Consider the following 13535-nt stretch of genomic DNA (forward strand, 5'->3'; position numbering starts at 1 on the left):
CCTTGAGGCTTAGATAACTAACCAAAGCAAAATTGGATTAAACCCAGTAATTGCCAGATGCACATGAATACAAACGACTGTACAACAAGCGAACCTGCCACTATCCCAGAGCTCGCTCTCAATGTAATAACTCGTGAAGAGCACAACATTTCGCGTAAGCACATCAGTGATAATGCACTGAAGGTACTATATCGCCTAAATGGTGCTGGTTTCGATGCTTTTCTTGTGGGTGGCGGGGTTCGAGACTTACTGCTAGGACAAAAGCCCAAAGACTTTGATATTGCGACTAACGCAACACCTGAGCAAATCAAGCAATTGTTTAGAAACTGCCGCTTGATTGGCCGACGTTTTCGTCTTGCCCACATTATGTTTGGCCGAGACATCATCGAAGTCGCCACCTTCCGTGGTCACCACCAAGAGCAAAAAAATAAAAACATCTCTCAGCAATCAAAAGAAGGGATGTTGTTAAGAGATAACGTCTACGGCACCGTTGATGAAGATGCCGAACGTCGCGACTTCACGATAAACTCGATGTACTACAACATCGCAGATTACTCAATTCACGATTACGCTCGTGGGATTGAAGATTTAGAAGATCGTCTTATTCGCCTGATCGGTGATCCTGAAACTCGTTACCGCGAAGATCCAGTGCGCATGTTGCGTGCGGTCCGCTTTGCCGTAAAACTCGACTTCGACATCGAAGAAGACACGGCAGCACCAATCGAAGAGATGGCGCCACTACTGCGTGACATCCCGTCAGCACGTCTATTCGAAGAGTCACTAAAGCTGCTTCAAGCAGGTCACGGCCTAGAGACTTACCACCTGCTACGTGAATACAACTTATTCCAACAGCTGTTCCCTGCGATTTCTGAACACTTCACTGAAGATTACGAATCTCATACAGAGCAAATGCTGGATTTGGTATTGGACTCAACAGACATTCGTATCGAAGAAGGTAAACGCATCAATCCAGCATTTATGTTTGCTGCGATGCTGTGGTACCCGCTATGTGCCCTCGCTGACAAGCTAATGGAGCAACATAACCTATGCCACTACGATGCGATAATGGAAGCAAGTAACATCATCCTTGATGATCAAGTTCGCACGATTGCCATTCCACGTCGTCATACCGCCACCATTCGAGAAATTTGGCAGCTACAATTACGTCTTCCACGACGCAATGGTAAGCGCGCATCTCGTCTGATGGAGCTCAATAAATTTAGAGCTGGCTTTGATTTCCTTGAAATGCGCGGTGAAATTGAAGGTGGAGACACTCAGAAGCTTGCCAAATGGTGGGAAACTTTCCAAAATGCTGGGCGTGAAATGCGTCAAGCGATGGCAGCAGACCTTGATGGCCAATCACCAAAGTCTGGCCCTCGTCGCCGTAAAACCTATCGCAAGAAAAAAAGTAAGCCTAAATCATGATCACAGCATACATTGCGGTAGGCAGTAACTTGGCTGATCCCGTCAGCCAAGCAAACGTCGCGATCGAGGCACTCAAAACTCTACCCAATTCAGAGTTTATTCAGGCTTCTTCGCTATACAGCAGCACACCGATGGGTCCGCAAAATCAGCCGGATTACATCAATGCCGTAGTAGCAATCAATACCAATTTGATGCCCCTTGAGTTACTTAATTGCACCCAAGCAATTGAGCAAGAGCAAGGGCGTGTCCGTAAAGACGAACGTTGGGGGCCAAGAACGTTAGACCTCGACATTATTCTATACGGCAATGAGGTGATTAATTCCGAGAGACTGACAGTTCCACACTATGGAATGAGAGAGCGCGAGTTCGTACTCTACCCTCTTGCGGAAATTGCACCAAGTTTACAACTCCCTGATGGGACCGAGGTCTCGTCGCTACTTGAACGAGTAGACCGAAATGGCCTCCGTATTTGGCAGTCATAGCCAACTCCTAGTAAGGATAAAACAATGAAAAAAATAACCATTAACGATCTGATTAAATGCAAACAAGAAGGTCGTAAGTTCGCTAGCTCAACCGCATACGATGCCAGCTTTGCCCAGCTATTTGAAAGCCAAGAAATGCCAGTCCTATTAGTCGGAGACTCTCTAGGTATGGTTCTGCAAGGTAAAAATGACACATTACCAGTAACGGTTGAAGACATCGCTTACCATACGCGCTGTGTACGCGCAGGCAGCCCAAACTGTCTATTGATGGCAGATATGCCATTCATGAGCTACGCAACACCAGAGCAAGCGTGTGAAAACGCGGCAACGTTAATGCGTGCTGGTGCTAATATGGTAAAAGTCGAAGGCGGCGATTGGTTAGTCGATACAGTAAAAATGCTGACTGAACGCGCCGTACCAGTGTGCGCGCACCTTGGACTGACCCCTCAATCTGTTAATATTTTTGGTGGTTATAAAATCCAAGGCCGTGATCAAGAAAAAGCCGATCGCATGGTTAAAGATGCACTTGCACTACAAGAAGCCGGCGCTCAAATCGTTTTACTCGAGTGTGTACCTGCCGAACTGGCAGCTCGCATTACACAAGTACTTGATGTACCAGTGATCGGTATCGGTGCAGGCAACGTGACTGACGGTCAAATTTTGGTGATGCATGATATGTTCGGTATTTCAGCGAACTACATGCCTAAGTTCTCGAAAAACTTCCTTGCTGAAGCCGGAGATATGCGCACTGCTGTGGCAAAATACATTGCTGACGTCGAAAGCGGTGAATTCCCTGACGACGCTCATACTATTGCCTAGAGGATAAATGCATGCAAACTTTTGCGGAAATTTCAGCCGTTCGTGAACAAATTAAAACCTTTAAACGTGAAGGTCGTAAAGTGGCATTTGTCCCAACCATGGGTAACCTTCATGAAGGCCACTTAACACTGGTTCGTAAAGCGCGCGAATACGCTGATGTCGTTGTCGTAAGCATCTTTGTTAACCCGATGCAGTTTGAACGTGCAGACGATTTAAATAACTACCCTCGTACGCTTGAAGAAGACCTCAACAAGCTGAGCTGCGAAGGGGTAGAGGTGGTATTCACTCCAACACCAGAAATTATCTACCCTGAAGGGCTTGATAAACAAACTTTTGTCGATGTCCCTGGGCTGTCTACCATTCTTGAAGGCGCGTCTCGTCCAGGCCACTTCCGCGGCGTAACGACCATTGTCAACAAGCTATTCAATATCGTTCAACCAGACGTTGCATGTTTTGGTGAGAAAGACTTCCAACAACTTGCTGTGATTCGCAAAATGGTCGAAGATCTGGCGATGGATATCAACATCATTGGCGTACCAACTGTACGTGAAATGGACGGCCTTGCGATGAGCTCGCGTAATGGTCTGCTAACGATCGATGAGCGACAACGCGCACCGGTATTGGCTCGCACCATGCGTTGGATCAGCAGTGCAATGCGTGGCGGTCGTGATGACTATGCATCGATTGTTGAAGATGCAAATGACCAACTACGTGCAGCCGGCCTGCTGCCAGATGAAATCTTCATTCGCGACGCTCGTACACTGCGATCGATCACTGCAGAAACGACTCAAGCCGTCATTTTAATGTCGGCCTTCCTAGGAAAAGCACGCCTAATTGACAACCAAACCGTTGATATAGCAGTTGAAAGCAAAGAAGAAGCAGAGTCAAACGAAACGAATTCAACAAACGCTGAGTAAACAGAACGCTCAAATGAAAAAAGGTCGACGCTAGGTCGACCTTTTTTTATCAATTTGAAGCGCCCAGCCTATGAACGCAAACCAATGCCCTTAGTGATCAAATAGTGTGCGACGGCATACAACGCGACGATGAACACAGTCAGTACGCTGAACGAGGTCACAATGCCCACATCAGAAACACCAAGGAAACCGTAACGGAAGGCATTCACCATATAGACGATGGGGTTTAGCTTCGATACCCCTTGCCAAAAATCAGGCAGCAAACTAATCGAGTAGAATACCCCGCCAAGGTAAGTCAGTGGCGTTAATACAAACGTAGGAATAATCGAAATATCATCAAACGATTTTGCGTATACGGCATTAATCAGTCCACCCAGCGAAAATACCACAGAGGTCATAAAGACAGTCGCAATAATAATGCCCCAGTGATCCACTTGCAGATCAACAAAAAACAGCGATACGAAGGTAACAATGGTGCCCACTAACAAACCACGGACCACCCCCCCCATCACAAAGCCTAGGATGATAATGTAGTTTGGCACTGGCGCCACTAGCAGCTCTTCAATGTTGCGCTGAAATTTAGAACTGAAGAACGACGATGCGACATTCGAATAAGAGTTGGTAATAACTGACATCATGATCAAACCCGGCACGATGTATTCCATGTAACTGAAGCCATTCATTTCACCAATACGAGAGCCAATTAGGCTACCGAAGATAATGAAGTACAACGTCATGGTAATCGCCGGTGGCACTAAGGTTTGCACCCAAATACGTGTGAAACGATTGATTTCTTTGGTTAGCAGACTACTAAAAGCGGTCCAATATAACAGGTACATTATTGGTTACCTCCACGCACGATGCTAACAAACAGTTCTTCCAGACGGTTCGCTTTGTTACGCATAGAAAGCACTTTGACACCATGTTCAGATAACTGACTGAACACTGAGTTCAGCCCTTGGCTCTTATCTAACTCAATTTCCAATGAGCCATTAAGCATCGTTTGGCTATTCACACCTTGCAGAGTAGGCATGACACCATCGAACTCCACATCTAAGATAAAGGTTTCTACTCGTAGTTTGCCTAAGAGCGCCTTCATGGTTGTGTTCTCGATCAGCTCACCTTTGTTGATGATGCCTATGTTACGGCACAGCATTTCCGCCTCTTCGAGATAGTGCGTGGTCAAAATGATCGTAATGCCCTGTTCTTGGTTGATCTCTTTTAAGAAATCCCACATTGAACGACGCAGTTCGATATCCACACCCGCTGTGGGCTCATCAAGAATCAACAATTGTGGTTCATGCATCAACGCTCGTGCAATCATTAAACGGCGCTTCATACCACCAGATAAGTTACGAGCACGCTCTTTGCGTTTTTCCCACAAATCCAGCTTAGTTAAGTATTTTTCAGCCCGCTCTTTCGCCAGCACTTTCGATACGCCATAGTAGCCTGCCTGCTGTATTACAATCTGCTCAACCGTCTCAAACTGATTGAAGTTGAATTCTTGTGGCACTAACCCAAGATTCTGTTTAGCAAGCTCAAGGTGCGTATCCATGTCGTATCCGAACACTTTTGTGGTGCCAGAGGTTTTATTGACTAAAGAAGCGATAATACCGATCGTGGTCGACTTACCGGCCCCATTCGGCCCTAAAAGCGCGTAAAAGTCGCCTTTCTCTACTTTAAGGCTAATTCCCTTCAACGCCTCAAAGCCACCCGCATACGTTTTGCGAAGCTGTTCTATTTCTAATGCGTACATAGCGTATTCATTGCCATCTGTTCATGAATTGTGATTGCCAACGCCGATTGGAATAACGCATGCTGACGCAATCGTCGACCAACGGTATTGCACTTAAGTTGAATTAGTCTATCGTCGAATGACGATGATTACAATTAAACCTTTCCGCAATATTGGAAATAATGAGTGCTCTAACAAAAAAGCGCCGCGAGATTGCTCTGACAACGCTTTAAAGATAAATGACTTCAGTTACATGGTTGGCATCCGGTGTTCGTCGGGTTCCACATGCTTCACTGCCGCATTTAGCGCCTCATAGCGGAACTTGTAGGTATTCGCATCAGGCACTAAGTCAATCACGTGGAACTTCTCTAACTGCTCACGCGTGCGCAGGTTGGGACACAACAAATACACTTCACAGTTTGCATCTAGGGCGTCCTTAATCGCATTCTCCAGTGCGAGTCCCACGGTCACATCAATCATAGGCACATCGGTCAAATCGAGGATCATCACTTCATAATCGGCAATGCTGGTATGCTGACGAGAAATCGCTTTAGAGACACTGAATATCATCGGGCCTGACAGATAAAAGAACAGGACTTTGCCATTAGCACTATCTAGTAGTCCACGTTCACTGTCCGTTAGTGGCACATCGTCTTCATCTGCATCACTGATCGCTTTTACTTGGCGGGCTTGCTCACGGCTCAGTCGCTCAATAATGATAATATTGGAAATAAATACGCCAAGGCCTACCGCAACAATTAAATCCACAAATACGGTCAATAGCATGACGCCATACATGATCACCATACCCGGAAAACTGACTTTATGCGCTCGTTGTATAAAACTCCAGTCGAGAATGTTGAAACCTACATATACCGCAATACCTGCAAGCACCGCCATTGGGATCGGCTCAGTTAAGCCACTTGCCACCAAGACCACCAATGCCAGAATCAACGCACGAATCACACCGGACAGTGGCGAGCACGCTCCCACCTGAATGTTGGTTACCGTACCCATGGTTGCCCCCGCACCGGGCAGCGCACCAAACAAGCCAGAGATCATGTTCGCCAAGCCTTGACCACGCAACTCTTTATCTGAGTCATGCTCTTTACGCGTCAGGGAATCACCAATCACCGCCGTTAGCAAGGTATCAATACAGCCCAATGTTCCAAGTACCAATGCATCGATGACCATTTCGGTGAACATCGCAGGGTCAATATGCGGAACAACCAGTGATGGCAATCCCCCTGGAATTTCACCAATGCGGCGAATATCTTCAGCATCAAACAACATCACCGACAACAACGTCACCGCAACAAGCGCCACTAACTGAGCTGGCACATATTTACGATACTGCGTCGGGAAGAAGAACAAAATACCTAAAGTCAGGAGACCTAAAAATAACTCACTGAACTTAAGGTTAGAGATGGTATCTGGCAGTGCCGATAATGTGCCAATAACGCCACCAGTAGGGGCGGCATGTCCAAGCAGAGGAGATAATTGCAAGATGATAAGAATGACACCGATGCCAGACATAAAACCGGATATCACGCTGTACGGCATTAATGTGATGTATTTACCAAGCTTCAGCGTACCGAGCACGACCTGGAATGCCCCTGCCATCATGACCACAGTAAACGTCATTGCCAAGCCAGTTTCTGGATATTTGGCCATCATGCTGGTTAATACCGCCGTCATGATCACCGTCATCGGGCCGGTTGGCTCTGAAATAAGCGTGTTAGAACCACCAAATAGTGAAGCAAACAGCCCCACCATAATTGCGCCCCACAAGCCCGCTTCTGCACCTGCTCCAGAAGCCACACCAAAGGCGAGGGCGAGAGGAAGTGAAATAATGGCGGTTGTCACACCACCAAACAGATCCCCTTTCAGGTTGATATCCTTAAAGCGACGACCGAACATCGAATTTGCTCCCAGCATTAAAAATACAAAATGATATCAATCTACCAAATATTTTGATAAAGAAAAAAAGCAAAAAAAACCTCTAAGTACATAGGCTTATTCGCTTAATGAATGATGGCTGCATATTTTATGATTTTAACGACGAGAACTAGTCAGATGAGTCATCTTTGATGAATATTTATCGGGATCGTAATTGTAACATTGTGTATAGTTACAGCGCTGATCGCTTTATTAGCACTGGAGAGTGGTTGGTCTTTTTGATTTTTAGGGAAGTAGATTGTCAGATGCCGGAAATTAAACAATTATTCGAAAATAATTCAAAGTGGTCAGAAGAAATCAAATCGGATCGTCCTGAATATTTTGCAAAACTCGCACAGGGCCAGAAACCAGATTTCCTTTGGATTGGCTGTTCAGACAGCCGCGTACCAGCAGAACGATTAACTGGACTTTACTCTGGCGAGTTATTTGTTCACCGCAATGTGGCTAACCAGGTCATCCACACCGACCTGAACTGCCTATCTGTGGTGCAATACGCCGTCGATGTCCTTAAGGTAAAGCACATTATTGTTTGTGGACACTATGGTTGCGGAGGCGTTAATGCTGCTATCGACAACCCTCAACTTGGCCTCATTAATAACTGGCTGCTCCACATCCGAGATATCTACTTCAAACACCGTACCTACCTCGATCAAATGCCTCAGGAAGATCGCGCCGATAAACTTGGGGAGATCAACGTTGCTGAACAAGTCTATAACCTGGGCAACTCAACCATCATGCAAAATGCGTGGGAACGCGGTCAAGATGTCGAAATTCATGGCGTGGTTTATGGTATTGAAGATGGCCGATTAGAATACTTAGGCGTTCGTTCTCATTCGCAAGAAACCGTAGAAGCTTCCTATCAAAAAGCCCTTTCCGCTATTTTAAATGACGACAAAAAATTGCTTTGTCGATGAGTTTAAAAAAAGCGCCCTTTGATCTCAAAGGGCGCTTTTTTTTAATTTTCAAAGTTCCTACGCAATCATTACTCTTGCGGTACAACCTTACCAATGTATGGCAAATGGCGGTATTTTTGAGCGTAATCGATACCAACACCCACAACGAATTCGTCAGGAATCGCAAAGCCAAACCAATCCACTGGCACGTCAACTTCACGTCGTGATGGCTTGTCTAGCAATGTACAAATTGCGATAGATTTTGGCTCACGTAGCGACAGAATTTCGCGGATCTTATTTAGGGTATTACCCGTATCGATGATGTCTTCTACGATCAATACATCTTTGCCTTTAATATCATCGTCAAGATCTTTTAGGATACGAACATCACGCGAGCTTTCCATCGTATTACCGTAACTTGAAGCGGTCATGAAATCGACTTGGTGAGTCAGTTCGATAGCACGCGCCAAGTCGGCCATAAATACAAATGAACCACGTAGCAAGCCTACAAGCACCAGATCTTCACTGCTCTGGTAACGCTCTGTAATTTGTTTACCTAATTCACGAATTCGCTCCTGAACGTCTTGCTCAGAAATCATGACTTCTATTGTATGTTTCATACTGTGCTCAATTTGTTTGTGGGTTGAGGTAAGTCGTACGCAAACGATCACCCTGTCTTGCGGCTGTAGTGTATCACCACGATCAGTGGGTGAAAAGTCGCATACTTGATCCACGCTCCGTTTGGTGCACGCCTCAATTTTAAGACATTTCCAGCAGCATATCGCATCAATAATGACATTGCTGTCTATAAATTAACCATAAAATATTGACCTTGCACATATGCACCATTAGACTCATCAATGCTTAAAGTAATAATTAAAAAAATCAATTAGGGGGATTACCCCCAATATTATCAACTCAATGGCAAGGAAAATGGATATGGACTCTATTGCAAAGAGGCCTCGTACTAGGCTTTCACCTATAAAACGTAAACAACAACTAATGGAAATCGCGTTAGAAGTGTTTGCTCGTCGTGGCATTGGCCGTGGTGGCCATGCTGATATCGCTGACATTGCTCAAGTTTCGGTTGCGACGGTTTTTAACTATTTCCCAACTCGTGAAGATTTGGTTGACGAAGTGTTGAATCATGTGGTACGTCAGTTTTCTAACTTCTTATCAGATAACATTGACTTAGATCTTCACGCTCGTGAAAACATCGCCAATATCACCAATGCAATGATTGAGCTTGTCAGCCAAGATTGCCACTGGCTAAAGGTATGGTTCGAATGGAGCGCATCAACGCGTGATGAGGTATGGCCATTATTTGTGACCACCAACCATACTAACCAACTGTTGGTGCAAAACATGTTCATCAAAGCCATTGAGCGTGGTGAAGTGTGCGATAAGCATGAACCGGGAGATTTGGCTAACCTATTCCACGGCATTTGTTACTCAATTTTTGTTCAAGCTAATCGTTCAAAAACCGAAGTAGGACTCACGAACCTAGTAAACTCATACCTAGATATGCTTTGTATCTACAACCGTGAGCACTAAGGTTTCGCTCCCCAACTTCCAAATAAGTGTGACAAGTCCACCTCGATTGGTGGGCTTTTTATACCTACTATTATTGACATGTCTGATATAAAAAAACCGCTGACGAATCAGCGGTTTTTATCATTTAATCTTCAAGAAAAATTATTTTTTCTTTTTCACTGCTTTTTTGTTTGGAAGATCAGTGATTGAACCTTCAAATACTTCAGCAGCCAGGCCCACAGACTCGTGTAGCGTTGGGTGAGCGTGGATGGTTAGAGCGATGTCTTCTGCATCACAACCCATTTCAATTGCAAGGCCGATTTCACCCAATAGTTCACCACCGTTAGTACCAACGATAGCACCACCAATTACGCGGTGAGTCTCTTTATCAAAGATAAGCTTAGTCATACCGTCTGCACAGTCAGATGCAATTGCACGACCTGATGCTGCCCATGGGAATGTCGCCACTTCGTAGTTGATGCCTTCCGCTTTCGCTTCTTTCTCAGTCTTACCAACCCATGCCACTTCTGGCTCAGTGTAAGCAATTGAAGGAATCACTTTAGGGTCGAAGTAGTGTTTCTTACCAGAGATAACTTCCGCCGCTACATGGCCTTCATGCACACCTTTGTGAGCAAGCATTGGTTGACCAACGATGTCACCGATAGCGAAGATGTGCGGTACGTTAGTGCGCATTTGCTTATCAACATTGATGAAGCCACGCTCATCAATTTCAAGACCCGCTTTTTCACCATCGAATAGCTTACCGTTTGGCACACGACCGATAGCAACAAGAACCGCATCGTAACGCTCAGCTTCAGCTGGCGCTTTTTTGCCTTCCATTGAAACGTAGATACCGTCTTCTTTCGCTTCAACTGCTGTTACTTTCGTCTCAAGCATTAGCTTGAACTTGTCTTTGATGCGCTTAGTATAAACTTTAACGATGTCCTTATCCGCGGCAGGGATAACTTGGTCAAACATCTCTACTACGTCGACTTTAGAACCTAGAGAGTGGTAAACCGTACCCATTTCTAGACCGATGATACCACCGCCCATGATAAGCAGTTTTTCTGGTACTTCTTTCAGTTCTAGCGCATCCGTTGAATCCCAAATACGTGGGTCTTCATGCGGGATAAACGGAAGTTTGATTGGGCGAGAGCCCGCTGCAATGATAGCGTTATCGAAGTTAACTGTTGTTGACTCGCCTTCGCCTTCTACAAGGATAGCGTTAGGGCCTGTGAACTTACCGTAGCCGTTAACCACTGTCACGTTACGCATCTTAGCCATGCCGCTAAGGCCGCCAGTCAGTTGGTTTACAACTTTCTCTTTCCAGATACGGATCTTGTTGATGTCTGTTTGTGGTTCACCAAAAACGACACCGTGATCAGCCATCGCTTTCGCTTCTTCAATCACTTTTGAAACGTGAAGAAGCGCTTTTGATGGGATACAACCTACGTTAAGACATACACCACCTAGGGTGCTGTAACGCTCAATTAGTACGGTTTCAAGACCTAAATCCGCACAACGGAATGCCGCGGAGTAACCAGCAGGACCAGAACCAAGTACAACAACTTGGGCTTTAATTTCTTTGCTCATTTTGACCTCTTGTAGTCATTATCCCTAACAGGCTGAGTGAGTATTGATTCTTTATATTTAAAGTCAGTTCGTTATAAACCGTTATTTCAGACCGGCATCAGTTTACAGAGATGTTAATGGTGTGAAAAGTAAATCAATTTAGCCTGTGAGCTAGACAACAATTCGACAATGAAAAGCCTCTTTTCATTCTCCAATTGTTCGGTAATTCAATTAACAGAGGCGGCAATGTGCCGCCTCTCAATCATCTCATCTTAATTAAAGAACAAGACGACGGATGTCTGATAGGCACTCATTTAGGTAAGTAATGAAGCGCGCACCTTCAGCACCATCGATCACACGGTGGTCGTATGATAGAGATAGTGGAAGCTGTAGGCGTGGTTCAAATTCTTTACCGTTCCATACTGGCTTCATCTCAGACTTAGATACACCAAGGATACCCACTTCTGGTGCGTTTACGATTGGCGTAAATGCTGTACCACCGATACCACCTAGGCTTGAGATAGTGAAACAGCCACCCTGCATGTCTGCCGCTGTTAGCTTACCAGCACGTGCTTTCTTAGAAACCACCATCAGCTCTTCAGATAGCTCGTAGATGCCTTTCTTGTTCACATCTTTAAACACAGGAACAACTAGACCGTTTGGCGTATCAACAGCAATACCTACGTTTACGTACTTCTTAAGAATGATGCTTTCGCCATCTTCAGATAGTGAAGAGTTAAACGCTGGGAACGCTTCTAGCGCTTTAGCGACTGCTTTCATGATGAACACAAGTGGCGTGATCTTCATGCCCGTGTCTTTCTTCGCTTCGATTGCATTCTGCTCTTTGCGGAATGCTTCTAGCTCAGTAATGTCTGCGTTATCCCACTGTGTAACGTGAGGGATCATCACCCAGTTACGGTGCAGGTTTGCACCAGAGATCTTCTTGATTTTAGAAAGCTTCTGAACTTCAGTTTCGCCAAACTTGCTGAAGTCAACTTTTGGCCAAGGTAGTAGACCAAGCGCTGAGCCGTCACCGCCTTTGCCAGATGCTGCTGCACCAGACTCAAGACGCTTAAGCGCATCTTTAACGTAGTTTTGAACGTCTTCTTTTAGGATACGGCTCTTACGACCAGAACCCTTAACCTTAGATAGGTTAACGCCAAACTCACGAGCTAGACGACGAACCACTGGAGATGCGTGTGCGTAGTCATTGTTCTCTTGGAAGTCGCCAGTTGCTGCTGCCGCTGAAGCTTCAGCTTTTGGACGGTCCGCCGATGCGGCCGGAGCTGCTGCCGCCGCTTGAGCTGGAGCCGCTGCAGGTTCAGATGCCGCTACAGGAGCTGCGCCTGCAACTTCGAATACCATAATCAGAGAGCCAGTTGTTACTTTATCGCCAGCGGCAATCTTGATTTCTTTAACAGTACCAGCGAATGGCGCTGGTACTTCCATAGACGCTTTGTCGCCTTCAACAGTGATTAGAGATTGCTCTTCTTCTACTGTGTCGCCAACCGCTACCATTACTTCAGTAACTTCAACTTCGTCACCGCCGATATCTGGAACGTTGACTTCTTTCGCTGCTGATGCCGCTGCTGATGCCGCTGGAGCTGCCGCAGGTGCTTCTACTGCTGCAGGAGTCGCTGCTGCGCCTGAACCTGTGACTTCAAATACCATTACTAGAGAGCCAGTAGAAACTGAGTCACCAGTAGCGATTTTGATTTCTTTAACGATACCAGCGAATGGTGCTGGTACTTCCATAGAAGCTTTGTCGCCTTCAACAGTGATTAGAGATTGCTCTTCTTCTACTGCATCGCCAACTGCAACCATGATTTCAGTCACTTCTACTTCGTCGCCACCGATATCTGGAACGTGAACTTCTTTAAGCTCAGCCGCAGTAGGAGCCGCTACTGGCGCCGCTTCAACTGCTGGAGCAGCTGGTGCTTCTACTGCACCTTCCGCTTCAAAAATCATGATTAGAGAACCTGTAGAAACAGAATCACCTTCCGCTACTTTGATCTCTTTTACGATACCCGCTTGAGACGCAGGTACTTCCATAGACGCTTTATCGCCTTCAACCGTGATCAGTGACTGCTCTTCTTCAACCTTGTCGCCAACGCTTACAAGAATCTCAGTTACTTCAACCTCATCAGCACCAATATCCGGTACAATAATTTCGATTGCCATTGCTTATCTACCTTTTAAT

General features: G+C 45.7%; 12 protein-coding genes. 6 read left to right on the forward strand and 6 right to left on the reverse strand.

Annotated features, from left to right (window positions below; translation table 11 throughout):
- Positions 1–57: 57 nt before the first annotated feature.
- Genes pcnB through panC form a run of 4 tightly spaced genes read left to right on the forward strand, consistent with a single transcriptional unit; the run spans position 58 to position 3643 of the window.
- A complete protein-coding gene (gene pcnB / locus AK966_RS03285; RefSeq protein WP_172438137.1) occupies positions 58–1425 on the forward strand; it encodes a polynucleotide adenylyltransferase PcnB in 1368 nt (455 codons plus the stop codon).
- Entirely contained in the window at positions 1422–1907 is a 486-nt protein-coding gene (folK, locus tag AK966_RS03290) for a 2-amino-4-hydroxy-6-hydroxymethyldihydropteridine diphosphokinase (RefSeq protein WP_099079852.1), read from the forward strand. The genes pcnB and folK overlap by 4 nt, the downstream gene beginning before the upstream one ends.
- A gap of 24 nt (positions 1908–1931) precedes the next feature.
- Positions 1932–2726, forward strand: coding sequence for a 3-methyl-2-oxobutanoate hydroxymethyltransferase (gene panB, locus AK966_RS03295; protein ID WP_099079851.1), 795 nt, complete (start codon positions 1932–1934; stop codon positions 2724–2726).
- 11 nt (positions 2727–2737) lie between these two features.
- Positions 2738–3643, forward strand: a complete 906-nt coding sequence (gene panC / locus AK966_RS03300) for a pantoate--beta-alanine ligase (RefSeq protein WP_119463528.1) — start codon at positions 2738–2740, stop codon at positions 3641–3643.
- Positions 3644–3711: 68 nt separating this feature from the next.
- On the opposite strand, the gene AK966_RS03305 is transcribed toward panC, so the two are convergent.
- The 3 genes from AK966_RS03305 to AK966_RS03315 all read right to left on the reverse strand — a co-directional run bounded on the left by AK966_RS03305 (position 3712) and on the right by AK966_RS03315 (position 7298).
- Entirely contained in the window at positions 3712–4482 is a 771-nt protein-coding gene (locus AK966_RS03305; RefSeq protein WP_099079849.1) for an ABC transporter permease, read from the reverse strand.
- Positions 4482–5399, reverse strand: a complete 918-nt coding sequence (locus AK966_RS03310; protein ID WP_099079848.1) for an ABC transporter ATP-binding protein — start codon at positions 5397–5399, stop codon at positions 4482–4484. The genes AK966_RS03305 and AK966_RS03310 overlap by 1 nt, the downstream gene beginning before the upstream one ends.
- Positions 5400–5627: 228 nt before the next feature.
- Complete coding sequence (locus AK966_RS03315) at positions 5628–7298, reverse strand: SulP family inorganic anion transporter (RefSeq protein WP_099079847.1); 1671 nt, start codon at positions 7296–7298, stop codon at positions 5628–5630.
- Between the two features lie 284 nt (positions 7299–7582).
- Here AK966_RS03315 and can point away from each other — a divergent pair, with 284 nt between their 5' ends.
- Positions 7583–8251, forward strand: coding sequence for a carbonate dehydratase (can, locus tag AK966_RS03320; protein WP_099079846.1), 669 nt, complete (start codon positions 7583–7585; stop codon positions 8249–8251).
- Between the two features lie 68 nt (positions 8252–8319).
- Here can and hpt read toward each other — a convergent pair whose 3' ends face one another.
- A complete protein-coding gene (hpt, locus tag AK966_RS03325; protein ID WP_099079845.1) occupies positions 8320–8850 on the reverse strand; it encodes a hypoxanthine phosphoribosyltransferase in 531 nt (176 codons plus the stop codon).
- A 319-nt stretch (positions 8851–9169) separates the two neighbouring features.
- On the opposite strand from hpt, the gene AK966_RS03330 reads away from it, so the two are divergent.
- Complete coding sequence (locus AK966_RS03330) at positions 9170–9784, forward strand: LuxR/HapR/OpaR family quorum-sensing transcriptional regulator (protein ID WP_099079844.1); 615 nt, start codon at positions 9170–9172, stop codon at positions 9782–9784.
- 141 nt (positions 9785–9925) lie between these two features.
- Here AK966_RS03330 and lpdA read toward each other — a convergent pair whose 3' ends face one another.
- A complete protein-coding gene (gene lpdA, locus AK966_RS03335) occupies positions 9926–11356 on the reverse strand; it encodes a dihydrolipoyl dehydrogenase (RefSeq protein ID WP_099079843.1) in 1431 nt (476 codons plus the stop codon).
- A gap of 255 nt (positions 11357–11611) precedes the next feature.
- The gene (gene aceF, locus AK966_RS03340; protein ID WP_099079842.1) at positions 11612–13516 is read right to left on the reverse strand and encodes a pyruvate dehydrogenase complex dihydrolipoyllysine-residue acetyltransferase; all 1905 of its coding nucleotides are present in this window, start codon (positions 13514–13516) and stop codon (positions 11612–11614) included.
- Positions 13517–13535: the final 19 nt, after the last annotated feature.

This window comes from Vibrio sp. PID23_8, from assembly GCF_003584965.1.
Classification (GTDB): domain Bacteria; phylum Pseudomonadota; class Gammaproteobacteria; order Enterobacterales; family Vibrionaceae; genus Vibrio.